This window comes from Haloleucobacter albus, from assembly GCF_052492075.1.
This window is the reverse complement of the sequence record NZ_JBQWAS010000022.1, coordinates 98,754-123,130: the sequence shown is the minus strand read 5'-3', so window position 1 is coordinate 123,130 and position 24,377 is coordinate 98,754. Positions and strand designations below refer to the sequence as shown.

General features: G+C 63.2%; 25 protein-coding genes. 14 read left to right on the top strand and 11 right to left on the bottom strand.

Annotated elements, in window-relative coordinates; genetic code table 11:
- The first annotated feature begins 203 nt into the window (after window positions 1-203).
- Window positions 204-935, top strand: a complete 732-nt coding sequence (gene pdeM / locus ACT6QH_RS06020; RefSeq protein WP_444973904.1) for a ligase-associated DNA damage response endonuclease PdeM — start codon at window positions 204-206, stop codon at window positions 933-935.
- A gap of 27 nt (window positions 936-962) precedes the next feature.
- Here pdeM and ACT6QH_RS06015 read toward each other — a convergent pair whose 3' ends face one another.
- From ACT6QH_RS06015 to ACT6QH_RS06005, 3 genes are all read right to left on the bottom strand, one after another.
- Window positions 963-1,571, bottom strand: coding sequence for a Smr/MutS family protein (locus tag ACT6QH_RS06015; RefSeq protein WP_444973903.1), 609 nt, complete (start codon window positions 1,569-1,571; stop codon window positions 963-965).
- Window positions 1,568-2,713 (bottom strand): murein transglycosylase A, encoded by a 1,146-nt coding sequence (gene mltA, locus ACT6QH_RS06010; protein WP_444973902.1) that lies wholly within the window; start codon window positions 2,711-2,713, stop codon window positions 1,568-1,570. Before mltA ends, ACT6QH_RS06015 begins: the two co-directional genes overlap by 4 nt.
- A 482-nt stretch (window positions 2,714-3,195) precedes the next feature.
- A complete protein-coding gene (locus ACT6QH_RS06005; protein ID WP_444973901.1) occupies window positions 3,196-3,942 on the bottom strand; it encodes a Tim44/TimA family putative adaptor protein in 747 nt (248 codons plus the stop codon).
- A 534-nt stretch (window positions 3,943-4,476) separates the two neighbouring features.
- Here ACT6QH_RS06005 and ftsE point away from each other — a divergent pair.
- The 5 genes from ftsE to ACT6QH_RS05980 all read left to right on the top strand — a co-directional run bounded on the left by ftsE (window position 4,477) and on the right by ACT6QH_RS05980 (window position 8,676).
- On the top strand, window positions 4,477-5,136 hold the full coding sequence (gene ftsE, locus ACT6QH_RS06000) for a cell division ATP-binding protein FtsE (RefSeq protein WP_444973900.1): 660 nt from the start codon (window positions 4,477-4,479) through the stop codon (window positions 5,134-5,136).
- 1 nt (window position 5,137) lies between these two features.
- Window positions 5,138-6,370, top strand: a complete 1,233-nt coding sequence (locus tag ACT6QH_RS05995) for a cell division protein FtsX (RefSeq protein WP_444973899.1) — start codon at window positions 5,138-5,140, stop codon at window positions 6,368-6,370.
- 64 nt (window positions 6,371-6,434) lie between these two features.
- Window positions 6,435-7,229 (top strand): YdcF family protein, encoded by a 795-nt coding sequence (locus ACT6QH_RS05990; RefSeq protein WP_444973898.1) that lies wholly within the window; start codon window positions 6,435-6,437, stop codon window positions 7,227-7,229.
- A gap of 97 nt (window positions 7,230-7,326) precedes the next feature.
- Window positions 7,327-8,100 (top strand): lysophospholipid acyltransferase family protein, encoded by a 774-nt coding sequence (locus tag ACT6QH_RS05985; RefSeq protein ID WP_444973897.1) that lies wholly within the window; start codon window positions 7,327-7,329, stop codon window positions 8,098-8,100.
- An 81-nt stretch (window positions 8,101-8,181) separates the two neighbouring features.
- The gene (locus ACT6QH_RS05980) at window positions 8,182-8,676 is read left to right on the top strand and encodes a hypothetical protein (RefSeq protein ID WP_444973896.1); all 495 of its coding nucleotides are present in this window, start codon (window positions 8,182-8,184) and stop codon (window positions 8,674-8,676) included.
- 9 nt (window positions 8,677-8,685) lie between these two features.
- Here ACT6QH_RS05980 and ACT6QH_RS05975 read toward each other — a convergent pair whose 3' ends face one another.
- On the bottom strand, window positions 8,686-9,279 hold the full coding sequence (locus ACT6QH_RS05975; RefSeq protein WP_444973895.1) for a gamma-glutamylcyclotransferase: 594 nt from the start codon (window positions 9,277-9,279) through the stop codon (window positions 8,686-8,688).
- Window positions 9,280-9,441: 162 nt separating this feature from the next.
- Here ACT6QH_RS05975 and ACT6QH_RS05970 point away from each other — a divergent pair, with 162 nt between their 5' ends.
- Window positions 9,442-10,530: a DUF2125 domain-containing protein gene (locus ACT6QH_RS05970; RefSeq protein WP_444973894.1), complete on the top strand. Its 1,089-nt coding sequence runs from the start codon at window positions 9,442-9,444 to the stop codon at window positions 10,528-10,530.
- Window positions 10,531-10,721: 191 nt separating this feature from the next.
- Window positions 10,722-11,627: an acetylglutamate kinase gene (argB, locus tag ACT6QH_RS05965; RefSeq protein WP_444973893.1), complete on the top strand. Its 906-nt coding sequence runs from the start codon at window positions 10,722-10,724 to the stop codon at window positions 11,625-11,627.
- Between the two features lie 153 nt (window positions 11,628-11,780).
- Here the strand turns inward: argB and ACT6QH_RS05960 are convergent, their stop codons facing one another.
- Together ACT6QH_RS05960 and ACT6QH_RS05955 are read right to left on the bottom strand one after the other, a co-directional pair.
- Window positions 11,781-12,374 (bottom strand): GNAT family N-acetyltransferase, encoded by a 594-nt coding sequence (locus tag ACT6QH_RS05960; RefSeq protein ID WP_444974021.1) that lies wholly within the window; start codon window positions 12,372-12,374, stop codon window positions 11,781-11,783.
- A 151-nt stretch (window positions 12,375-12,525) separates the two neighbouring features.
- Window positions 12,526-13,314, bottom strand: a complete 789-nt coding sequence (locus ACT6QH_RS05955; RefSeq protein ID WP_444973892.1) for a Bax inhibitor-1/YccA family protein — start codon at window positions 13,312-13,314, stop codon at window positions 12,526-12,528.
- A gap of 225 nt (window positions 13,315-13,539) precedes the next feature.
- Between ACT6QH_RS05955 and ACT6QH_RS05950 the strand changes: the two genes are divergently transcribed.
- Complete coding sequence (locus ACT6QH_RS05950; protein WP_444973891.1) at window positions 13,540-14,424, top strand: hypothetical protein; 885 nt, start codon at window positions 13,540-13,542, stop codon at window positions 14,422-14,424.
- 33 nt (window positions 14,425-14,457) lie between these two features.
- Here ACT6QH_RS05950 and ACT6QH_RS05945 read toward each other — a convergent pair whose 3' ends face one another.
- Both ACT6QH_RS05945 and ACT6QH_RS05940 read right to left on the bottom strand, forming a co-directional pair.
- Window positions 14,458-15,438, bottom strand: coding sequence for a glucokinase (locus ACT6QH_RS05945; protein ID WP_444973890.1), 981 nt, complete (start codon window positions 15,436-15,438; stop codon window positions 14,458-14,460).
- 60 nt (window positions 15,439-15,498) lie between these two features.
- On the bottom strand, window positions 15,499-15,996 hold the full coding sequence (locus ACT6QH_RS05940; RefSeq protein ID WP_444973889.1) for a universal stress protein: 498 nt from the start codon (window positions 15,994-15,996) through the stop codon (window positions 15,499-15,501).
- A 235-nt stretch (window positions 15,997-16,231) separates the two neighbouring features.
- On the opposite strand from ACT6QH_RS05940, the gene ACT6QH_RS05935 reads away from it, so the two are divergent.
- Entirely contained in the window at window positions 16,232-16,669 is a 438-nt protein-coding gene (locus tag ACT6QH_RS05935; protein ID WP_444974020.1) for a GlcG/HbpS family heme-binding protein, read from the top strand.
- Between the two features lie 62 nt (window positions 16,670-16,731).
- On the opposite strand, the gene ACT6QH_RS05930 is transcribed toward ACT6QH_RS05935, so the two are convergent.
- Entirely contained in the window at window positions 16,732-17,322 is a 591-nt protein-coding gene (locus tag ACT6QH_RS05930) for a malonic semialdehyde reductase (protein WP_444973888.1), read from the bottom strand.
- Window positions 17,323-17,545: 223 nt separating this feature from the next.
- Between ACT6QH_RS05930 and ACT6QH_RS05925 the strand changes: the two genes are divergently transcribed.
- Both ACT6QH_RS05925 and ACT6QH_RS05920 read left to right on the top strand, forming a co-directional pair.
- A complete protein-coding gene (locus tag ACT6QH_RS05925) occupies window positions 17,546-18,775 on the top strand; it encodes a pyridoxal phosphate-dependent aminotransferase (RefSeq protein WP_444974019.1) in 1,230 nt (409 codons plus the stop codon).
- A gap of 12 nt (window positions 18,776-18,787) precedes the next feature.
- Window positions 18,788-19,897: an AbrB family transcriptional regulator gene (locus tag ACT6QH_RS05920; RefSeq protein WP_444973887.1), complete on the top strand. Its 1,110-nt coding sequence runs from the start codon at window positions 18,788-18,790 to the stop codon at window positions 19,895-19,897.
- A gap of 18 nt (window positions 19,898-19,915) precedes the next feature.
- Here ACT6QH_RS05920 and ACT6QH_RS05915 read toward each other — a convergent pair whose 3' ends face one another.
- Window positions 19,916-20,470 carry an ActR/PrrA/RegA family redox response regulator transcription factor gene (locus ACT6QH_RS05915; RefSeq protein WP_444973886.1) on the bottom strand — a complete coding sequence of 185 codons (555 nt, stop codon included), beginning with the start codon at window positions 20,468-20,470 and terminating at the stop codon, window positions 19,916-19,918.
- A gap of 61 nt (window positions 20,471-20,531) precedes the next feature.
- On the bottom strand, window positions 20,532-21,887 hold the full coding sequence (locus tag ACT6QH_RS05910) for an ActS/PrrB/RegB family redox-sensitive histidine kinase (RefSeq protein ID WP_444973885.1): 1,356 nt from the start codon (window positions 21,885-21,887) through the stop codon (window positions 20,532-20,534).
- A gap of 172 nt (window positions 21,888-22,059) precedes the next feature.
- Here ACT6QH_RS05910 and ACT6QH_RS05905 point away from each other — a divergent pair, with 172 nt between their 5' ends.
- Both ACT6QH_RS05905 and ACT6QH_RS05900 read left to right on the top strand, forming a co-directional pair.
- Window positions 22,060-23,484: a polyhydroxyalkanoate depolymerase gene (locus ACT6QH_RS05905; protein WP_444973884.1), complete on the top strand. Its 1,425-nt coding sequence runs from the start codon at window positions 22,060-22,062 to the stop codon at window positions 23,482-23,484.
- 123 nt (window positions 23,485-23,607) lie between these two features.
- Window positions 23,608-24,357, top strand: a complete 750-nt coding sequence (locus ACT6QH_RS05900) for a M48 family metallopeptidase (protein WP_444973883.1) — start codon at window positions 23,608-23,610, stop codon at window positions 24,355-24,357.
- The last annotated feature ends 20 nt before the right edge of the window (window positions 24,358-24,377 follow it).

Genomic DNA, 24,377 nt, shown 5'->3' with positions numbered 1-24,377 from the left:
ATGCTGTTTGACTTCACGCGACTTATAGGGGGCCAGCAACGCAAAGGGCAAGAAAAGCACTGGCGGAAAATGCGCCACAGCGTCAAAATGGGAGCCCTTTTCACCATGCCCCTGCGTCAGCCTGGCCTTGTTGGTTTGCGCATTCCGCTTGTGCCCCGCCAGAGGTAAGGCGCAATCACGCCATGCCACCCGCCTCTCCTCTCATGCCCGAATCGAACACCACAGCAGCCCTCACCCTTCTGGATCTGAATGGCGCGGAACTGTTGCTCGACCCCTCCGGCGCGGTGTTCTGGGTGGAGGAGCGCGCCCTTCTGGTGGCCGACATGCATCTGGAAAAGGGCTCATCCTTTGCCCGGCGCGGCCAGATGCTGCCCCCTTATGATACGCAGGAGACGCTGAACCGCCTCGCTCTCCAAATCCGTCGACATCAGCCCCGCACAGTCATTGCACTGGGTGACAGCCTGCATGATCGCTGGGCCGAAGAGCGTCTACCGCAACAGGCGCGTGACAGCCTTCTCGCACTCCAGCAAGGCCTCAACTTCATCTGGATCGCCGGCAATCATGACCCCCTGCCCCATGGATTTGGCGGAGAAGGGCTGGCAGAACTGAAGCACGGCCCTCTCACCTTTCGCCATGAACCAACTGGAAGCATGCCAACTGGAAGCCCCCCAACTGGGGGAGAGCCCGCTGGAGAGCTGTGCGGCCATTTGCACCCGGTTGCGCGTGTGGCGACACGCGGACGCAGCGTGCGCCGCCGCTGTTTCGTTACGGATGGCATGCGCATGGTGCTGCCCGCCTTCGGGGCCTTCACCGGAGGGCTGGATGTGAGCGACCCGGCCATAGCGGGCCTGTTTCCGCTGCGCCCTCATGAATTGCATCTGCTGGGGGCAGGCCGCACCTATCGTCTGCCGGGCCCGCCTCTGCGTTCCGGCTGAAATCCGCTGACCTCTTCCCGGAACAGGTCAGCGGCGGCGACGGATGCGCACATAAAGCGCCCCCTCCCCGCCATGGCGACGCCCGGCCGATTCAAAACCCAGCACCACACCGCGCAAATCCGGCGCGGCCAGCCAGTGCGGCACGGCACGGCGCAACACGCCACGCTCTTCTCCAAACACCGCCGCCATCTGGCGGGCGCTTTCACGCTCCTGCGCGAGCCGATCTCCCCCGCCCTTTCCGGTGATGACGAGCACCACGGAATGGCCGCTGGCCTGCGCGTCCATCAGAAACATGCGCAGGCGGTAATGCGCGGCTGTCTGTGTCAGCCCATGCAAATCAAGGCGGGCATCCACCTCCGCACCCCGGCCCAGACGCCGGCGCGCCTTCGGCTCCAGCGTCGTGAGTGGGGGTGGCGCAGGCGGTGCGGGAGGGCGTTTCCGTGAGGCAGATGAGGGGCCGGCTTTTTGAGAGGCTGGTGGCTCCGGCGTCGAGGGCTGTTCTGCGGGAGGGGGAGCCGGTGGAGAGGCGGGCGCTGTCTCTGTCCGGGGATGCAGAGGTGTGATGTGCTGCACCACATGCGCCCACAAGGCTCGCTCTTCGGCTTTCAGTTCCCGTTTACGGCTCCGCCGGCTCATGGCTGGCACTCCCCTTCAGCCGGGAGAAAACGGGGTACGAGCAGCGTGAAATTTCCGCCATGGCGCATGCGCCCGGCCTGTGTGGCGGCTTTCGGGCCGGCCCCGAAATAGATATCGCCCCGCGCCGGGCCAATGATGGCCGAGCCGGTATCCTGCGCAATCATCAGCCGCTGGAAAGGTGAGCTTTTACCCGGCGCAGACAGGGGTAGTTCCGCATCCACATAAACCGGGCTGCCATAAACATGCAGGCGCCGGTCCACCGCCAGAGAACGCCCCGCCGTTAGCGGCACACCCTGCGCCCCCATGGGCCCTTCACCCGGCTTGAGGTCCACCGCCTGAAAGAACACATAAGACGGGTTGAGCCGCCGCAGAGCGCGCCCGGCCTGGGGATGCGCCGTCATATAGGCGCGGATGCGCGCCATGGACATCTCCTCGCGTGGCACCAGCCCCTTCGCGATCAGTTCCCGGCCAACCGCCACATAAGGATGACCATTCTTGCCGGCATAATTCAGGCGCATCACCCGGCCATCCGGCAGGCGCAAACGCGCCGACCCCTGAATCTGCATGAAGAACAGATCCACCGGATCTTTCAGATAGGCAATTTCCAGCCCGCGCCCGGCCAGAGCCCCATCCTCGATTTCGGCACGGGTGAAATAGGCAGGCAGCGCTGCATCCGCCACTTGCCGGCGGACGCCTTCCGGCGTTTCCACCAGATCGGTGGGCCGGGCGAGAACCGGCACGTTATAGGTCTCATCCTGCGTGAGCGCGCCAGCTACTTCCGGCTCATAATAGCCCGTGAAAAACCCGCCCCGGCCTGTATCCGACGCCACGATGCGCACCGGCTCGAAATGCGCCTCGAAGAACAGGCGCGCCAGCCGGGCATTCGGCACCCACCCCAGAGCGCGCGCCGCCTTGCAGGCCCTCGCCAACCCGGCCTGAAGCGCATATTGGCGCGCATTGCCCTCTCCACAGACGGGAGGCTGGATATGGGCGCAACTGGCCCGGAATGTCTGGAAAGCTGCGGCGTGGTCATCAGCACGCCAGCCCGCGAGCGCCTCATAAGGCAGAGGCACAAGCTGCGCACCGGGAAGTGGTGACAAACCACCCAAAGCCTCTGCTGCGGCCACCGCTGTGACAGGCATGGCCCGCGCTCCCGACCTCTCCGCACCGGCCAAAAGCATGAGCCCGGCCATTACAAGGCTCACAAAAAGTCCGAAGCGGCCATGTCCCCCTGATCCAGAAACAGGAGAGCTCTGCATGCGTGGTTCTGCGGTTCCCCAACGCATCCGAAAGGCCCCACGCACGCATGCCTCTTTCACCCGTTCTGCCGCCAGCCACGGCCGCTCCACCCCACAGACATGGGCCAGAAGGCGCGGCTCAGCCGACCGGGCATCCGCCGGCAAGCGCCGGGCGAAGCCGTGCACGGGCCACCGGGGCAGACGGGAAACATGCGTGTGAAACACCTGATCTTCTCGGGGCTTGTCATCATGTCTGCCGGAAATGCAGGCCGGCGGACTCCGCCCTTTTGTGGAAGCTTCCCGCGCGCTTGTCGAGCCTTTCACAGCACAAAGGGCGTGGAAGGTAGCTTCCACGCCCTTTGAAAAGCTGTTCCCGGAAGGGTGGCTCACTGGCCGGCTTCGGTCGCCACCAGTTTCCAGTTCGGATCGCGCGCGCCCAGTTCGCGGGCGAAGGTCCATACATCCACCACATCACCCACCGTATCGGCGCTGCCATCCACCACCGCACCATCCTTGCTGCGGGTGACGGAAATGAGCTGGGAGAGGAAACGCACCGTGATGCGCGCCTTGCGTCCCTCCACGGCCACCTCCTCCACATCCGCCTTTTCAATGGCGACGAAGCGGGTTTCCATCGTCTCGCCCCGCCCTTCGCGGTCCTTGATGGCAGCAACGAAATTGTCATAGACATCTTTCGCCAGCATATCCTTCAACATGCTCCGGTCACCATTGGCATAGGCGGTGACGATCATCTCATAGGCAGCTTTCGCGCCTTCAAGGAAATAGGGGCCGTTGAAATCCGGCTCGGCGCGGGCGATTGCATCCAGAGCGGCGGCATTCGCGCTGCCTTCAGGGGCGATGCCCTCCCAGCGCCAGACGGCCGGCCGGGCCTCTTCCTCATCTTCCGCCGCAGAGGCCGGCTGAGGCTGGACGGGCGGCGGAGTCGGCCCACGGTTGGGCAACTGCACCACATTGTCATCCTTGGGGCCGTTGCCATTGGGCTTGTTCGCCTTGTCGCCCGAGAAGGGATCAAAAGGCGGCCGCTCGCGACCCGTGCGCTGGCCAAGCACGCTGCGCAGACGGATGAAGATGAACACCGCAAGAGCCAGAAAGATGATCGTGGTAAGATCGAACACTGCTTCGCCATGCCTTGGGCCCGCGGCAGGCCGCGCGCCAGTTATATGGGTTGGAGACCTGTCGTCGGCTTGCGCAGGCGGGGCCTCCCTTGCCTCTTATGTACGCCGTCCCCGTCTGTCTGCCAGTGCTGGCCGGGAAAGGAATGCATAATTTTCTGCACCAGCTTACGTCAGGGGAAGCAACAAAACCACCTCGTCCAAAGTGGCGGAACGCCCTGGCCTCTGCCAAAATCAGCAACAAAAGGCTGGAAAATCTGCACCATGCCGTGTTTTTGCCCGGACGCTGCGGCACGAGAAAAGCACGGCCAACACAAAAACGGTTGTGCTGAAAAGGTGCGTTAACCCGTCATGGCGCCTCATGCAGAATATCCGGGACAAGTGCCGGATACCCGCAGGCCGGGGGCATGAAGGCTGTTCAAACCTGGTAACCGCACGCAAAATCTGCGTTGCGGATGTCTGGCGTGGTCGGGCAAGGCTGGCCTGGTTTATGCTCGCATGCTGCGCGCATGATGTGATTCGGCAACGGGGGTGCCATTGGTCCGGTTCGAGAATGTCGGCCTGAGATATGGAATGGGGCAGGAAGTGCTGAAGGATGTGACCTTCGGCATTGAGCCCCGCTCGTTCCAGTTCCTCACCGGGCCCTCGGGCGCGGGGAAGACCACATTGCTGCGCCTGCTGTTTCTCTCCCTGCGCCCCACGCGCGGGCTCATCACCCTGTTCGGGCGGGATGTCTCCTCCCTCACGCCGGATGAAGTGGCCGCCATGCGCCGGCGCATTGGCTTCGTGTTTCAGGATTTTCGCCTGCTCGACCATCTCACCACTTATGAGAATGTGGCGTTGCCGCTGCGGGTGCTGGGCAAGGAGGAAGCCAGCTATCGCGCCGAGGTGACAGAGCTCCTGCACTGGGTTGGCCTGGGTGAGCGCAAGGATGTGCTGCCCCCGGTGCTCTCGGGCGGCGAGAAGCAGCGTGTCGCCATTGCCCGCGCGCTCATCAGCCGGCCGGAATTTCTGCTGGCCGATGAGCCCACCGGCAATGTGGACCCCACCCTGGCCCGCCGCCTGTTGCGCCTGTTCATAGAGCTGAACCGCACCGGCACCTCGGTGCTGCTGGCCACCCATGATATCGCCCTGATGGATCAATATGACGCCCGCCGGCTCGTGATCGCCGACGGACGCCTCTATATTTATGACTGACATGGCCGGAACCGACGCCAAAAACCCCAATGGCGAAAGCCACGATGGACGAGCCCCTGGCATGGCGGCGCCGGGCCATGATGTGCGCCCGCATGGTCAGTCTCAACACTTGCCAAATGCGACACCCTCGCGTGCCGGTGTTTTCCGCACCCAGGCCACGCCGCGCCCTCTGCCTGCCAGCCAGGAGGAAACCCCTCTTCCCGCTTCCGAGCACAAGGCTTCGTCCGGCCGCCTCAAAAGCGAAGATGAAGCTGCGCATGCAGGACAGGATGGGCCAAACGACAAGGCCGGCGCCGGGGCACAGGGTGACATTACCCCTGCCGCCCGCCCCACCGCGAAAGAGCGGCCGCAAGCCTCCATCGTGCCCCGCTCCACCATTTCCGGCCGGGCTCTGGTGGCTGTGGTCGCCATCATGACCTTTCTGGCCAGCCTCACCGTGGGCGCGGCCTTTGGCGTGCGCGCAACCGCCAGCCAGTGGCGCAGCGATGTCACGCGTGAAATCACCATCCAGATCCGCGCCGGCGAACCGGCCACCACCAATGCAGAAGTGAAGCTGGCCACCGAAATCGCCAGCAAGGCCCCCGGCGTCGCCGACGTTCATGTGCTCAGCGCGGCGGAAACAGCCGGCCTGCTGGAGCCTTGGCTGGGCGCGGGGCTGGAACTGGATGACCTGCCCGTGCCACGGGTGGTGGTGGTGCGGCTGGACAATTCAGGCCAGGCCGATATCCCCGCTCTGCGGCGCACATTGGGGGACCGCATCCCCACGGCCTCTCTGGATGACCACCGCACATGGTCCCGTCGGCTCAGTGCCACGGCGGAAGGCGTTACCCTGGCCGGCCTTGGCCTTCTGGTTCTGGTGGGCATCGCCACCGTGCTCAGCGTGGTGTTCGCCACTCGCGCCGCAGTGGCTACCAACCGCACGGTGGTGGAGGTTCTGCATTTTGTGGGTGCGCGTGATGGCTTTATCGCCGCCCAGTTTCAGCGCCACTTTCTGAAGATCGGCGCGCAGGGCGGGCTGTTGGGAGGGCTGGCGGCGGTGGCCCTTTTTGGCCTTCTGGTGCTGCTGCCCCGCTTTGGCCTTTCCGGCAACCCGGAAGATGCCAGCCTGCTGACATGGCTAGATCCGGGACTTGCCGGCTTTATCGGCATCGCCCTTGTTGTGGTTCTGGTGGCCTGCGCCACGGCGCTCACGTCCCGTTTCACGGTTTATCGCACGCTGAGAAACATTCAATGAGCCCCCGCGCAAACGGCTGGCCTCGTCCTCGACACTGCCGCATTCCCACGACATTCTTCCGCCCATGACGCAAAACGCGCCCAGCAATGACGCCCCCCCGCAGGAGACGGGAGGCGGCCCATCCGATTCCACCCGCAAGCCCCGGCGACACAGCCTGTGGCGCAGGTTTCTGCTTGGGCTGGTCCTGGCCATGGGCTTCAGCGCGGTTGCTGTTATGGCCGGCTTTCTCGCCTTCACCACGCAGATCGCCACGCGCGAGCCCAAGCTGTTGAAATCGGTGGACGCCATTGTGGTGCTCACCGGCGGCGAGGGGCGCGTGATTGATGCCGTCTCGCTTCTGGCCAGGGGCTATGGCCAGCGCCTGCTCATTACCGGGGTGAACCCGACCACCTCGCCCGGCGAACTGCGCCGCGCCCTCTCCGAAGATGACTGGCCGGATGGCGAAAGGCTTCTGGCCTGCTGCATTGATCTGGGCCACAAGGCGCTCAACACCCGTGGCAACGCCATTGAGGCCGCGGAATGGACACGGGCGAAGAACTTTCATTCTCTTGTGGTTGTCACCTCCACATGGCACATGCCCCGCGCGCTGGTGGAGCTGAACCGCTCTCTGCCGGATGTGGAGCTGATCGCCTATCCCGTTGTCACCTCGCGGATGGATGCACAGCGCTGGTGGCGGGACCCGGCCATTCTCCAGCTTCTGTTCAAGGAATATCTGAAATATGTGATGGCGCGGGTGAAGATCCGCCCGGCGCAAGCCGTCGCCAAGGCCGAGGATATTCCGCCCCCACACTATAGTACCCAGCCGGCCACAGTCCGCATGCGGGGCGAAAGCGCGCTTCCGGCCATGGTCTCCGAATAATTCCGGCCTTGTGAAACCGCACAAGAACCTTGCCCTGCCGGCGCGCATGGGCCAGACCGTCTGTCTCAATGCCACCCCCCCGGAAGGGAACCTCCTGGTGACGGTCCTGCGTTCGCTGCTTTTCCAGATCGCCTTTTATCTGGCGACCCTCTTTTACATGCTGCTGTTTCTGCCGCTTCTGCCCTTCCTCTCGCGGCAGGCGCTACATCGCAGCGGAGTGCGGCTGTGGCTGAACACCACGGCCTTTCTGCTGCGGGTGCTGTGCGGCGTGCGCGAGGAGATTAGCGGGCTGGAAAACATGCCCGAAGGGCCGCTGCTGATCGCCTCCAAGCATCAATCAGCCTGGGAAACCATCGCCCTGCTGAAACTGTTCAGCGACCCGGCCTTCATCCTTAAGCGGGAACTGATGCAAATTCCGATCTTCGGCTGGTATCTCAAGAAGATGGGCATGATCCCGGTGGATCGCAGCGCCGGGCCCTCCGCCCTTCGGGATATGGCGAAACGCGCCCGTGCGGCCGCTGAGGAAGGCCGGCAGATCTTCATCTTTCCCGAGGGTACTCGACGCCCGCCCGGCGCGCCGCCGGATTACAAGCCGGGGGCGGCCTATCTTTATGCCAGCCTGAAAGCCCCCTGCCTGCCCATCGCGCTCAATTCCGGCCTCTACTGGCCACGCCGGGCGCTCAGGCGGCGGCCTGGCACCATCCGTGTGGATGTGCTGCCGGCAATTCCACCCGGCCTGTCACGCACCGCGTTTTCCACAAGGCTGGAAAACGATATCGAAAGCGCCAGCAACCGCCTGTTACAGATCGGCCTCAAGGAATTGGGGGAAACCCCGCCTGCTGCCGACCCTGCCGCCAACGTGGAACGGTAGCCGGATATTGGGTGTATTCCCATTTTCCACCACTGTGGAAAACTATTGCCTGGGGAGAACAAGTGTTCTAGTTTCGTTCGCATGAACACACTTGATTCGCTTCTGATCCCCCTGTCGGATGCCGGATGCCTCAATGGTCGGCAGGTTGACAGCTTTGCCGAGACACTGGGTGCCCGTTACCGCTTCTGGCGGGATGAAGACGGTCAACGCCATGTGTTCTCCGTCTATCCGGCCGATGCCGCGCCCGATTATCCCGAGGCCATCGCCATCGTCACCCGGCGCACTCCGGCAGGCTCCATCGCCATGTGGGCCGGACAGCCGGGAGAAGATGCGCAACATGCGGCGCGGCGGCTCGAAGGGGATGAAATCCACATCCATGTTTTCGGGGCCCGTCCGGCCCCGGCCCTGCGCCGTCTTCTGCAAAAGGCCACGCAGGTGAAGAGCGAAGCCCCGGCAGCGGAGCATCTGAAGGCAGAACACACAGCCGCCCTACCGGCCGTGATCGCCTCCCATCACAACCTGCCTGTGCCCGGCTATGCGTGTGTGCCTCCCTATCAGGGCCGTCGCGCGGCCTGACGCGTCTTTTCAGCCCAGATTGCGCACAATCCAGTTCAAATCGTCATCATCAATGCCCAGCTTGTGCAGGGCCTCGACGGTGGAGCTCACATAATCCGCATTGGGCCCGGCCCGGCCGTGAGACCGTCGCACCAGATGCAATTGCTCAGCGCGGGTGAGACTGCCGGCATATTGCTCATGTGTCCGGTTGGCGAGATAGGCCAGCGCCGGTGCCTGGCGCTGTGAACCGTCCAGAAGCTCCACTTCCAGACTGTTCTCCACATACACGCCGGAGATCTGCTCCCGCTCCGTGAGATAGGCGTAAATCTCTGTCCAGTTCTCCGCCGCCACGCGATAGGCGACGCCATGGCATGAGCCGCCCTGCTCCAGCCCCAGCACCAGGCCCGGCGCTTCCGGTGTGCCGCGATGATGGTAGGAATAGACGCACAGCGCACGATGCGCCCCAATCAGCCGGGCCTCACACCGTTCCACAAAAGCAAAGCCGGGGTTCCAGATCAACGAGCCATAGGCGAACACCCAGTGGCCCTCTTTCTGTTCCGTTGCATCTGCCTTGGTGGCATTCGCCTCGGGCGAATCATGGCGCGGCGTGGTCTGATCGGGCATGGTCAATCTGGTTGATGTGTTGCATTGACAGTTAAGCTACCCTGTCGCCTAACAGGCGTTACCTTTCGCTGCAAGCTTGTCCCGCGGCTCAAGCCCCGCAAAGCTCGCAGCGCCCAGCCAGATCCCTGTCTTTCGGCCCCTGATGAGCCGTAGAGGAACCGCATGAGCACGACCGAAACCTCTTCATCGCGCAGCCGCAACTGGGCGGTTCTCACCGTCATCGCGCTTGTGGTGCTGGTGTGTCTTGGCTGGGCGGGGGCGTGGATCTATGCCGCCAACCGGGTGGAAAAGGAACTGGACGCCTGGATAACCCGCGAAGCCAAGGCCGGCCGTATCTGGAATTGTGCAGAACGTGGCCTTTCCGGCTTCCCCTTCCGGCTGGAGCTGAACTGCGCCACCCCCTCGCTCGATATGAAATCCGGCGAACCCCTGCGTATGACCGCCACCTCCGCCCGCGCCATTTCACAGGTGTGGTCTCCCAACCAGATCATCACGGAAATCCAGCAGCCCGCCCGTATCGAAAACAAGGAAACCGGCGAAGTTCTGGGCCTCACCTGGCAGCATCTGCAAGTGATGGGCGCGGGCATGACATCCGGCCGCCCGGAGAGCTTCTCCATCATGGCGGACAAGCCAGAGCTGACCTTGCTTGAAGATCCGGCGCAGGACGAAGGGGCCACGCCGTCCGCCCTCTTCTCCGCCGCCTCTCTCATGGTCAGCGCCAACACCCAGCCCGGAGCCGGGCCGAACGCCTCCGGCGCACTGGAGGATGTGGCCTATGCTCTCACCCTTTCCGGCGCTCAGATTCCCCTGCTCGCGCAGTTTGGCAATACCGGGCCGATTGACGCCTCGATGAAGGGGGTTGTCACCGCAGCCGCCAATCTGCGCCCCATGCCGCTGGAACAGCGCCTGCGCGCCTGGGCAGAGGCGAAAGGCCTGCTGCGGCTTGAGCAGCTCACTATCATCTCGCCCGATATTCTCGCGGCAGCGACAGGCGTTGTCTCGCTCAACCCCCAGGGCCAGCTCAATGGCGCGGTGGACCTCTCCTTCGCCGGCGTGCAAAAACTGATGCAGCAACTGGGGCAGGCTGGTGTCATTCCGCCCCAGCTCGCCCCCATTGTGGGCGCGATAACAATGGTTGGCCGGCCCACACAGATTGAAGGCCGCAAGGCCGTCACCTTCCCACTCAGTTTCAAGGATGGCAGCCTGCGCCTCAGCGGCCTGCCCGTGGGCCGGGTGCCCGCAGCCTTCTGAAGCACAGGGCCGCGCAAATCAGGAGCAATATGCCTTCCGGCCTTGCGCGGCCCTTTCTTCCTGCCTGCGAACGGGCTAGAGCATATCACGCGGCCCGCAGGCGCTGCCCTCCTCCGTGAGGACCGGACCCGCCGGGCCCCGAGTTGCCGCCACACGCCCCCTTTGGGTCGCCTTTTTCCAATGAGCCTGTCATGAGCACATCCTCCATCACCCCCACCGAAGAAGCGCAGTTGCAGGCCCATGTTCTGGCCCGCGCCCTGCCGCACATGCAGCGCTATGACGACGCCATCGTCGTGGTGAAATATGGCGGGCACGCCATGGGCAATGAGGATGTCGCCCGCCACTTTGCGCGTGATGTGGTGTTGCTGGAACAGGCCGGCGTCAACCCCGTGGTGGTGCATGGCGGTGGCCCGCAGATTGGTGCCATGCTGGAAAAGCTGGGCATCAAATCCCAGTTCGCCGCAGGTTTGCGCGTGACGGACAAGGCCACGGTGGAAATCGTGGAGATGGTTCTGGCCGGGGCCATCAACAAGCAGATTGTGGGCTTCATCAATGAGGCCGGCGGCAAGGCGGTGGGCCTGTGCGGCAAGGATGGCAACATGGTGCGCGCCCGCAAGGCCAGCCGCACCCTGGTGGACCCGGACAGCAAGATCGAGCAGGTGGTGGATCTCGGCTTTGTGGGTGAGCCGGAAGAGGTCGACACCACGGTTCTCGACCAGATCCTGCGTCGGGAGATCGTCCCCGTGCTTGCGCCCGTGGCGTCGGCCCGTGATGGCGGCACCTATAATGTGAATGCCGATACCTTCGCCGGGGCCATTGCCGGGGCGCTGAAGGCCAAGCGCCTGCTGCTGCTGACCGATGTGCCCGGCGTGCTGGACAAGAACAAGCAGCTTATCCCCCGCCTCACCATCTCCGAAGCCCATGCGCTTATCGCCGATGGCACCATTTCCGGCGGCATGATCCCCAAGGTGGAAACCTGCATCTATGCGCTGGAAAAGGGCGTGGAAGGTGTGGTGATCGTGGATGGCAAGGTGCCCCACGCCGTTCTTCTGGAGTTGCTGACAGACCATGGCGCCGGCACACTGATAACCCGCTGAGAAAGCCAGCCCGAAACCTGATGAAAGAGGCCCGCAAGGGCCTCTTTTTATGCCGGCCAGCCAACGTCCCTGATGCAACGGTTCAGAACGGCGGCAGGCCCCTTTCTTAAAAGGTGGCGCAAGCTGCGCATCGGCAGCCTACCGCTCTCACTCTCATTCCGGCGGCAGGGTTTGCGCCCCTTCGCCCAGAGGCCGCTGCATCAACACCACATCCAGCCAGCGGCCGAATTTGAAGCCACAGGCCGGCAACACACCCTGATGCTGAAAGCCACAGGCCCGGTGAAGCGCGATGGAGCCCAGATTGGCGCTGTCGCCGATCAACGCCACCATCTGACGAAAGCCGCGGGCCGTACACGCCTCGACCAGCGCCTCCAGAAGCTGCCGTCCCACGCCCATTCCACGAGCCGGCGCATTCACATAAATGGAATCTTCCACCGTAAAGCCAAAGGCCGCGCGCGGGCGCAGGCTACTGGCATAGGCATAGCCGAGAATCTCCATCTTGCCGCCATGCCCGCCCCCTTCCAGCACGGCCCTTTCCGCCACAAGGCAGGGAAAGCCCGCCACAAGAAGGGCGTTTTGCCGGCGCGCCATATTCTCCACGCCGGGCGGATCAACCTCAAAGCTGCCAGTCCCTGTACGCACAGCCTCATCATAGATGGCCGCAATCGCCGGCATATCCGCCATCACGGCAGGGCGGATCTTCACAATGCCGGCATCGCGATAGCCCTTGTCCAACTGGCCTGCCATCCGCGTCACGTCCTCTTCAGAGCCGGCCCACCCTATGGCCGAACAGCCATTACACCCGCCGGCCCAGCCTTCAACACCATGCCCGGCCAAACAAAAAGCCCCGGCGCATGGCCGGGGCTTCGATCATTCCGCAGAAGGTCAAGCCCTTCCATCAGTCGTTGGAGCGACCACCGAAAAGCTGGAGCAGCATCATGAACAGGTTGATGAAGTCCAGATACAGGGTCAACGCCCCCATGATGGCCTTCTTGCCCATCACAGCCGCATCGTCGCCCACGAAATACATTTCCTTGATGCGCTGGGTATCGTAGGCGGTGAGGCCCGCGAACACCAGAACGCCCACCACGGACACCACAAATTGCAGCAGCGAGGAGCCGAGGAAAATATTCACCAGCGAGGCAATGATGATGCCGAACAGGCCCATCATCAGGAAAGAGCCCATGCCGGAAAGATCCCGCTGGGTGGTGTAACCATAGAGGCTCAGCGCGCCAAACGAGGCTGCGGTGATGAAGAACACCCGCACAATGCTTTCATGGGTGTAGACGAGGAAGATCGTGGAAAGCGAAATGCCCACCAGACCTGCATAAACCCAGAAGGTCAGCTGCGCGGCGGAAACGCTCATGCGCTCCACGCGGAAGCTGAGAAAAAATACGGCAGCCAGCGGGGCCAGCATCACCACCCATTTCAGCGGGCTGATGAACAGCGTGTACCCCACCTGCGTCAGCATGATGCCGCCGGAGACACGCGCCACAGCCTGCGACGGATCGCTGGTGACGGAGAGCATGTACACACCCAGCGCGAACAGGCCGGTAATGGCCAAGCCAAGCGCCATGTAATTGTACACACTCAGCATGTAGGAGCGCAGACCCTGGTCGATCTCGGCCTGCGAGCGCGCCACCGACGGATTCCAGCGGCCGGCGACGTGGCGATCATAATCGGACATCGTCGTTCCCTTTTCAGAACTCAAACGAACCGTCGGCGAGGCCCGCACCGGGCCTGCTGGTTCACACCGCAATATGGTGGGTAACGTGCAGCGCCACAAGACAATCCCACATGAAATTTACGCAAGGTAACGGTAGGGCAGCCCATTCCAACAGATCTGGCGCTAAGATATGGAGACTGCCGACACTGGGGAAAGCGATTGAATCACAAGGGGAAATTTCCAAAAATGCGCGCATTGGTTGCGCGCAGGCCAAGCTGGAAGCGCCCCCCTTATGCGTCAGGGCTGGCGGGTTTTGCGCTTGGCCGACCCCTTTTTCTGCTTGCGTCCATTTTGGGCCTCAGCCCCATTCTTGCCGCACCGCACCACGCCCATGCCGGAGCCTGGACCCTGAAGGAAGGCGCCGGGCAAGCCATTCTCCAGACCAGCCTTCTCCATTCCAATCAGGAATACGGCCCGGATTCCCGCCTCTATTCCAGCCGCCCCTTCGACAAGACAGAAATCAGCCTGTTGTTTGAATATGGGGCGCGAGACTGGCTCACTCTCATCGCCGCGCCGCAATTCATCCATGTCAAATTGGGCGCGCCGGATTCCGCCAGCTATACCGGCCTTGGCTATGTGGATGCCGGTGTCCGCACCCGGCTATGGCAGGATGAAAACCGGGTGGTTTCCGCACAGGGCATATTGCGCCTTTCCGGCACCGGAAATGCCAGCAGCGCGGCCGCCGCAGGTTATGAGAATACGGAAATCGACCTGCGCCTTCTGGGGGGCCTCTCCTTCAGCCTGTGGGGGCGCCCCTCATTTCTGGATGTGCAGCTGGCCCAGCGCTTCCGCTTTGATGATCCGCCAGATGAAGTGCATCTGGATATAACGCTGGGCATTCGTACCGCGCCGCGCTGGCAAATGCTGATCCAATCCTTCAATGTGGTTTCTGAAGGCGCGGGCAAGGGCCCCTGGTACGGCGTCTCCCATGAATATTACAAATTGCAGTTCGGCCTGGCCTGGCAGTGGCGGCCGAACCTGACCCTGCAAGCCGCCATGGTGGGCACCGCCTATGCCCGCAACGCCCCGCAGGAAAACGGTCTGGTGCTAAGCGCGGCCTATCAGTTCTGAAACGCTGCGGCGCAGCAGTTTTTTACCCGCGCCTCATGCCTGCGCCAACAACAGGCGCCGGCCGATTTCACCCACGCCCAGCAGGCCGGGGGTGGCATGGGTGATAATATGCAATGGCACCTGCGCCAGCCGCTCATTGAAGGGGGGGTGATCCTCGAATGCCTCTCGCAGCGGGCTTTCCATCATCAGCGGAGCCAGCGCCCGACCGATGCCACCGGCCACATACACTCCGCCGCGCGCCTCGAAGGCCAGCGCCAGATCTCCCAGCACTCGCCCCAGCACTCGCAGAAACACATGGCAGCTTTCCCGTTCGCTGGTCTGCCCGCTGACCGCCGCCTTGATGATGGCGCGCGAGGACAGTTCCTCGCCGGAAAGAATGCGGTGCAACCGCTCCAGCCCCGGCCCGGAGAGCACATGCTCCACCGCCACCGGGCCCAGATCACGCACCATATGCGCCAACAACCGCGCCTCATCCGTGGTGACAGCACCAAAGCGCATATGGCCGGCCTCGCTGGCCAGCACTTCATATCCATCGCCCCGAGGCGCCAGAAGCGCCGCGCCCAGCCCGGTGCCCGGCCCACAAACAAGCCGCACACCCTGCACTGGCGTGCGCCATGCGCCCAGAGACAGCAGATCCTCCCGTTTCAGACAGGGAATGCCATGGCCCAGCGCCACGAAATCATTCTCCACATCCAGCCTGTCCAGCCCCAGCTCTTCCGCCAGTTGCCCGCGGGAAAAACTCCAGGCCCGGTTGACGAGGCGCACCTCCTCACCATCCACCGGAGCGGCCACCGCCAGCACGGCCATGCGCGGCCTCTCACCCCCGGTCTGGGCCAGATAATCCAGAAGCAATTCTGAAAGATGGCCATAGGAATCATTGGATTCCAGGCGAATATCAAAAAGCGCACCATCCCGCCCGGCCCGCGCCACACGTGTGGTAGTGCCGCCAATATCGGCCAGCAAAACAGTTTGCGCGCCGGATGCACGCGATGGAAAGGAAAGCCTGGAGGCCATGTTCTGCACCATATGGCAGGGGGCAATCACGGGAAGGGTGAGGGCAAGATCGGCTCGCCCTCAGGCGACCGCGTCCAGTTCCTTATCACTCAGCGCACCGGGCACAATGGTGATGGGCACGGGAAAACCGCCCGAATGCGGCCCCGCCAGTGAAGATACCAGCGGCCCTGGCCCTTCCTTTCCGGTGCCGGCAGCCAGCACCAGAATGGCAATATCGAGATCTTCAGCAATCAGTTGTGCGATGGCGTCGGCGGTGCTGCCTTCGCGCACCACACATTCGGCCGAAACATTCGCCACCTGACGCGCCCGCACGGCATACTTCTCCAGCCGGGCGCGGGTTTCATCCTCCGCCTCGGCGCGCATCAGATCCGCCACGCCCAGCCATTGCTGGTTGGCCTCCTCCAGCTTCAGCACACCCAGCAGCACCAGCCCGCCCTGTGTGCGCGCCGCCCGCCGGCCGGCATAATAGACCGCCCGGTCACATTCCGGTGTTTCATCCACCACCACCAGAAATTTCCGGCGGTGGCCGGGTTCGTAGCTTTGTCGCGTCGAAGTCATGGGTGCCTGCTGCCCCTGCCTGCGCCGATTCATGGATTGATTGGCGACATGGTGACATGCCGGAGCCGGATGGGGGGAGAGAAAAATGCACCCTACGGCATTTGCCCCGCCATTATCCGGCCGGATGGACTGGATATGGCCCAGAAGCTGTTTCAATCTGCCCCCTCACGGATCGCGCCCCGGCGGCGCATTCCGGTGCGACAAGGAGAATGGCGTGGGCGTTTCCCCCTCCCCCATCATAGATCTCACGCTGGAGATGGCGCAGATCATTCTTTCTGCGGCGCTGGCCCATGCCCGCGCGCAGCATCTCAACCCGCTGGCCATGCGCGTGCTGGATGCGCGCGGCGTGCTGAAGGCCGGCCTTGCCGAAGATGGCACCAGCCTGCGCCGGGGTGAGATTGCCGAAGCCAAGGCGACCGGCGCGCTGGCCTTTGGTGTGGGCTCTCGCACCTTGCTGAGCTGTATCCGCGACCAGCCCTATTTCATCACCGCAGCCGGACAATCCGTTGGCGGCACGATGATTCCCGCACCGGGCGGCGTGCTCATCCGCTCTGCGGAGGGGCGGCTTCTCGGCGCGATCGGGGTTTCCGGCGACAGCTCAGACCATGATGAAGCCTGTGCTCTGGCGGGCATTCAGGCTGCTGGCCTTGTCGCCGATCCGGGCATGGACTGAGCCGGCCGCCCGGAAATGGGCGCGCGGAGCCCGGCCCTGCGCGCCCTGAATGGACGGACCCATCAGAGAATCTGTGCCGCATCCTCAAAATCGAGGCGCGGCAGACGCTCGAACACCCTGGAATGATCGCCATGGCCCAGCGCGGCCAGGAAATTGGCCTTGACCGTGCCACCGGGGAAAAATTCGGCCTCCACCTTCGCAGCGTCGAAACCGGACATCGCCCCCACATCCAGCCCCACTGTACGGGCAGCCAGAATAAGATAGGCCCCCTGTAGCGAGGAATTGCGCAGCGCATGTGGTTCCACGCTTTGCGGTGCATTCACGAACAGATCCCGAAAGCCTGGATTGTGCGGGAAGAGCTGGGGAATCCGATCATAAAAACGGGTGTCATAACCGATAATGGCAATGACCGGCGCATCCATGGCCTTCAGATTGCCGGGGGCGAGCGCCGGGCGCAAACGCTCCTTCGCCTCCGCACTGCGCACAAACACGAAGCGGGCCGGCTGCGTATTGGCCGAGGTAGGGCCAAACTTCACCAGATCATAGACCTCGCGCAGCTCTTCATCCGTCACCGGCGTGCTGGTCCAGCCATTGTGGGAGCGTGCTTCGCGAAACAGCAGATCAAGGGCGGCTGCATCAATCTTGTAGGACATCAAAACCATCCGGGAAAAGGCAATAACAGCCCTTGTCTAGGCCCAGCACGGAAGGCACCTCAATACCCTCCCATGCAAATCCCTATTGCATGAATGCAAGGGCCGGGGCATCTGCAAAGGCAGGCCCATGATCCGCCCCAGCCCTGCCGCAACGTCACATCCAAGCGCCCGGCAGGCTCTGGCCCCCACCTGCGCCCTGTGCTCCAGCTCAAGCGAGTTCGATATGTCCCCGCGCACGCCCTCCACGCCCCGCCCCTCCGAAACCGCCCTGATGGAGCGGGTTCAGGCCCATATTCGCGCCCTGCCGGAAAGCGGCATCGTGGAAGTGATGAAATATGGACAGCAGCGGGAGGGCATGATTCCGCTGTGGGCTGGCGAAGGTGATGTACCCACCCCTGCCTTTATCTGCGAGGCCGCCGCCATCGCCCTTGAGGCGGGCGAAACCTTCTACACCTGGCAACGCGGCCTGCCAGAACTGCGCGCCGCCATCGCCCGATACATGAGCCAGCTCTATGGCGTGGATGAAGAGCCGGAGCGTTATTTCGTTACCGGCTCAGGCATGCAGGCCATCACCACCGCCTTTTCCATTGCGCTGGCCGCGGGGGATGAAATTCTCGTGCCCTCGCCTGTCTGGCCCAATGCACCGGCGGCTGCGCAGCGCATTGGCGCGCATCCGGTCTTCGTGCCCTTCAGCTACGGGCCGGATGGGTTCCGGCTGGATATGGCGCGCATGGAACAGGCCGTGACACCGCGCACGCGGGCCATCTTCCTCAACACACCGGCCAACCCTACCGGCTTCGTTGCCACTCTGGAGGAGTTGCGCGCCGTGCTGGATCTGGCCCGCCGCCATGGCCTGTGGATCATCGCTGACGAGATTTATGGCCGCTTTCACTATGGCGAAGGCACCCGCGCGCCTTCCATGCATGATGTGATGGAGCCGGAAGATCTCATTCTCTTCGTCCAGACCTTCTCCAAGAACTGGGCCATGACAGGCTGGCGTATCGGCTGGCTGGAAGCTCCGGTGTGGCTGGGTCAGGTGGTGGAAAATCTCATCCAGTATTCCACTTCCGGCGTGGCCGCCTTCATGCAGCGCGGGGCTATTGCCGCGCTGGAACAGGGAGAGGATTTCCTCGCCGCGCAGATCGCCCGCGCCCGGCTGGGCCGGGATATAATGGGCAACGCCCTGCTGGCCACCGATCGGGTGCGGCTGGTAAAGCCGCAGGGGGCCTTCTACATGTTCTTCGGCATTGAAGGACAGGATGATGTTCGCCGGCTGGGGCTGCAACTGGTGGATGAAGCCAATGTGGGCATCGCTCCCGGCACCGCCTTCGGCCCCGGCGGGGAAGGCTTTATGCGCCTGTGTTTCGCCCGCAGCCCCGCGCAGCTTGAAGAAGCCAGCCGCCGGCTGGTGCGCTGGCTGGAAACACCTCACACATCTCATGCACACCGCTGATGCACGCCACTGATGCACGCCACTGACTCACCCCGCCTCCGGGCCATCGGCACCACACTGGTGGCGGGCGGCGGCGGCGGATTGCTCTTCGCCATGCTGGGCCTGCCGGCGGCCTGGATTTCCGGTTCCATGCTCGCCATCATGGTGCTGGCCATGGCCGGCGTGCGGCTGCATCTGCCGCATGTGCTGCGTCAGGCCGCCTTCGTCATTCTCGGCGCATCCATGGGCAGCGTCCTGACCCCGCAGATGATGGCCCGAGCCAGCGCATGGCCCATCAGCATGGTGGTGCTGGCCGTCAGCATTGTCGCCACCATGGCCGGCAGCATCCTGTTTCTCAACCGTGTGGCGGGATGGGACAAGGCCACCGCCTTCTTCGCCTCCGCCCCCGGAGCACTCTCCACCATCATCGCCATGGCGGCGGACAGCGGGGCGGATCTGCGCCGGGTAGCCTTTGCACAGGCGGTGCGGCTGTTTCTGCTGGTGGCGGCCCTGCCCAGCCTGCTCAGCGCCCTGCACCTGACCCAGGCCACAGACCCCGCAGCCATGACGGCTCAGGTCGATGGCCTGCATGCGGCCACCCTCACCAGCCTGTCCGGCCTGCGGGATCTGTCCGTGCTACTCTTGGCGGCCCTTGTCGTGGGGCTTGTGGCCGAGCGGCTACGCGTGCCGGGCGGGCTTATTCTGGGGGCGCTTCTGGCCAGTGGAGCGCTGCATCTGAGGGAATGGACTGATGTGGCGGTGCCACCGGCCCTGCTGCTGCCCGCCTTTACCCTTCTGGGTATCAATGTGGGAGTGCGCTTTGTCGGCACCCGGCTATCCACCATCGTCACCTTCATCCGCACGGCGATGGCGGCCTTTGTGGTGTCCATCCTCATCTCAGCCGGCTTCGCCCTGTTGGCCAGCATGCTGACGGGAGATGATTTCGGCAAGATGCTGGCTGCCTTCGCCCCCGGCGCACTGGAGGCGATGACAGCGCTGGGCTTCGCACTGGGGTATGACCCGGCTTTCATGAGCGCGCATCATGTCTTCCGCTTCGCCAGCCTCTCCGTCCTGCTGCCGGTGGCTGCGCGCCTGCTGTTCAGCATGGAAAAGAAAAGCGCGGAAACGGACAGGGCCGGCTGAGCACACCGACCCTTCACATCAGCGCGGCGCGCGTTTGGCCAGAATGCGCTGAAGCGTGCGGCGATGCATGGAAAGGCGGCGCGCCGTTTCCGAAACATTGCGGCCGCACAGCTCATATACGCGCTGGATATGCTCCCACCGCACCCGGTCCGCAGACATCGGGTTTTCCGGCGGGCTGGGCTTGTGGTCGCTGCTGGCCATGAGCGCGGCCACCACATCATCGGCATCGGCCGGCTTTGCCAGATAATCCACTGCGCCCAGCTTCACCGCTGTCACCGCCGTAGTGATATTGCCATAGCCGGTGAGGATAATGGCCCGCGCGCCGGGGCGCTTTCTCTTGAGGGTGGAGATCACATCCAGGCCACTGCCGTCACCCAGGCGCATATCCACCACGGCGAAGGCCGGTGCGGCTTCCTCCACCCGCGTCAGGCCATCGGCCACGCTTTCAGCCGTCGTGACCTCAAAGCCGCGCGTTTCCAGCGCCCGTGCCAGGCGTTGCAGGAAGGAACGATCATCATCGACGATCAGAACCGAACGATCTTCCCCCACTTCGAGCGGCATTGTTTCTGTCATTGTCCTCGCCCTCAAAGGTCTCAAGCCACAGGGCCGGCCCCGCCCGCTGGCACGGACAATTTTAGGCCTTCCCCGAAATGGAATGGCCGGGCGCCTGACCCGGTTCCGTATGATTGGCCATTTCTATGGCCAATGCTGCGCGGGGCCAAGTAATCTTGATCCGCGCGCCGGAATATGGCGGCGGACGGTTCTCTATGGCAAGACTGGCCCCGGTGCGCTCCAGCAGGGTTTTGGCGATGAAGAAACCCAGCCCCAGCCCGCTTTCCTCATCGGGAGCCTGACGCCCGCGTGAGCGCGAGGTGACATAGGGCTGGCCAATGCGCCCGCTCACCTCCGGGGAGAAGCCAGGGCCATCATCCTGCACCACAACCACCAGTGCGTTCGGGGTCCATTCCGCGCTGATCTCGACCTCGGATAATGCAAAATCCACTGCATTTTCAACAAGGTTCCCAAGCCCATACAGCAACCCCGGATTGCGGGCTATAACCGGCGTATTGCCGCTTTCCTTGACATGAATGGCAATGGAAATGCCGAAATTACGGTGCGGCGCCACCACCTCTTCCAGCAGCAGACGCAGCGGCATGCGATCAAATGGAGCATCGCCGGATTGCAAGGAGGTGAGCGTCTGAAGGATATCCCGGCAACGATTGACCTGATCGCGCAGCAGCGCGACATCCTCCGCATGCGGGTCAGCTGCGTCCATTGACCGCTGCATTTCTTTCACCACAAGCGCGATTGTGGACAAAGGCGTGCCCAGTTCATGGGCGGCGGCTGCCGCAAGTCCATCCAGTGCCGAAAGATGTTGCTCTCTGGCTAAAACCAGCTCAGCCGCTGCCAATGCATCGCCCAGCTCCCGTGCCTCTTCGGTAACCCGCCATGAATACATGCCGATAAAGCCGATGGCGACGACAAGGGAGACCCAAACCCCCGCCAGATACAGATCCGGCAACACCGGCGGCACTCCATCGGACCAAGGCAGGGGCTGCGCCCACAGCCCCACAAGCCCCGCGCACATCGCAGCCAGCACACCCAGCAGAACAGTGGTGCGCCAGGATAGCCCCGTGGCCGAGATCATGACCGGGGCCAGATACAGGAAAACAAAGGGGTTCTTCAGCCCGCCCGTCAGATAAATCAATGCGGTAAGCTGGAGCACATCATAAGCAAGAAGAGTGCCCGCCGGGCCATTTCCCAGCCTGCGCGCCACCGGGTATTTGAGGCGAAGCGCAACATTCACCAATGCTGAAAGCGCCACCAGCACCACACAGGGCACAATGGGCAAAGCGTAGCCCAGCACCAGATTTACCACCACAAGTGCGGCAAGCTGCCCCACTATGGCCAGCCAGCGCAGGCGAATCAAAGTATCGAGCCGCAAGCCCAGAGAACGGCCATGAAGAGGGGTGGAAAGGGCCGGATTCATCAAAATTCACCTTCAGGCAAGGTTCTTGACGCTAGGCTTCTGCCTAAAAGCGCGACAATGTGACAACTAAGATCTTGTCGCGCGTGTGTCTCTTTTTTAACCTTTGTACAAATTGCCACGGTGCCTTCTCCAATCGGCCCTGTGGCACAGAACAAAGCGCGAGGTGCGAAAAATGGCCATTGGAGAATTTACCGGTCCGGCTCAGTTTCCGCCTCAGGCTGGCGTGGGCACCAACTCGCCCCTCTACTGGTTCTATGAGATGGGCAGCGCTGCCCTCAACCCCTCCAGAGCCATGGCGGATGCCAGCCGCCTGATGCTGAAGAATCCGATCAATCCGGTTTCTCATACCACTATTGGCAAATCCATGGCTGCGGCCTGTGAGCTTTTTGAGCGCACGACCCGCCGTTATGGCAAGCCGGAATGGGGCATCACACATACCGAGAGCAACGGCCAGCGCGTGCCGGTGCATGTCAATACGGTGTGGAGCCGCCCCTTCTGCAATCTGCTGCATTTCGAGCGCGCCTTCGAGCGCCCGCCGGAGCAGCCCCAGCCCAAACTGCTCGTTGTGGCCCCGGTTTCCGGCCACTATGCCACGCTGCTGCGCGGCACGGTGGAAGCCATGCTGCCCAACCATGATGTCTATGTGACAGATTGGGTGGACGCAAAAATGGTGCGGCTCGATCAGGGCCAGTTCAACCTGTCCGATTATGTGGACTATCTGATCTCCATCTTCCATCGCCTCGGGGGGGATTGCCACGTCATGGCCGTGTGCCAGCCGGCCGTGCCCGTGCTGATGGCTGTCTCCCGCATGGAGGAAGAGGAAGATCCCTTCGTGCCCAAATCCATGATCCTCATGGGTGGGCCGATCGACACGCGTGAATCCCCCACCGCCGTGAACGACATGGCGAAGAAGAATGACATTGACTGGTTCAAGCGCAATGTCATCACCCGCGTGCCGTGGCCGCATGCCGGTGCGCTGCGGGAGGTCTATCCCGGCTTCCTCCAGCTCAACGGCTTCATGAGCATGAATCTGGACCGCCATGTGCAGGCCCACTGGGATCTGTTCCGCCATCTGGTGGATGGCGATGGCGATTCCGCCGAAAAGCACCGCGACTTCTATGACGAATATCTCGCAGTGATGGATCTGACGGCGGAATTCTACCTTGAGACCGTCGAGAACGTGTTCATGACCCACTCCCTCCCCAAGGGCGAGATCATGCATCACGACAAGCGGGTGAAGACCCAGGCCGTGAAGCGGGTGGGCCTGATGACGGTGGAAGGTGAGAAGGACGATATCTCCGGTATCGGCCAGACCAAGGCAGCCCACAAGCTGTGCCCCCTCATTCCCGAGGACAAGCGCGCCCATTGGGAACAGCCGGGTGTGGGCCATTATGGTGTGTTCAACGGCTCCCGCTTCCGCTCAGAAATCGCACCGCGCATTTCCAACTTCATCCTCTCTCAAGAGCTGCCCAAAGGGGCCGCCCGCGAAACGGTGAAGGTGGATGAGGTTGCCCCCACGCGCGAGGCGGAAGAGCCTGACGTGTTCTCCCTGCCCAAGCACATTTCCGAGCAGTACCCCCGCACGGATGTGGGCTGAGGCCAGAGCGAGCTGAATGTGAAAGCGCCCCGGAAGGGGCGCTTTTGCGTTGTGTGGTCCATCATCGCCCTGCCCCTCCTGCTGCCACTTGCCCGCCATTGCATGTGGCCTTATGCGTGAGTCATGTCGCTGTTCCGACGTCTGGATGCTTCGCAACCTGCCAGTTTGAGTGAAAGCCTTGAGCTGGATCTCGGCGGGGAAAATGTGCCCGTGCGCATCCGTCGTAATGGGCAGGCGCGCAAGCTCACCCTGCGGGTGCGCGCCGCCACGCGCGATGTGATGCTCACCGCCCCGCCCCATGTCTCCCTGGCCTTCATCACCGATTTTGCCAACCGGAACCGGGAATGGGTGCGCACGCGCCTCAGTCGCCTGCCGGATGTCGTGCCTTTTGTTGCCGGGGCCATGGTGCCGCTGCGAGGCGTGCCGCACCGCATCATTCATGAGCCGGACAAACGCGGCACAGTGTGGCGGGGCGAGATGAATGGCCCCACCCTGCATGTGGCGGGGGAAGAGCCGCATATTGCCCGGCGGATAGGAGATTTCCTCAAGCGCGAGGCCCGGCAGGATCTTGTCGAGGCGGTTGGCCGCCACGCTGCCGCCCTGGAGGTGAAGATTGGCCGCATCACCTTGCGCGACACTGCCAGCCGCTGGGGCTCCTGCTCCTCGCGCGGGGACCTCTCCTTCTCCTGGCGGCTGATCCTCGCGCCCCCCTCAGTGCTGGATTATCTGGCCGCCCATGAGGTGGCGCACCGGCTGGAGCTGAACCATAGCCCGCATTTCTGGCGGCTGGTGGAGCAGATTTTCCCTGCACGCGAAGAGGCCGAAGCCTGGCTGCGGGTGCACGGCGCCAGCCTGCACCGTTATGGGGGCTGAACGGCACTTGCCTCCAGCAC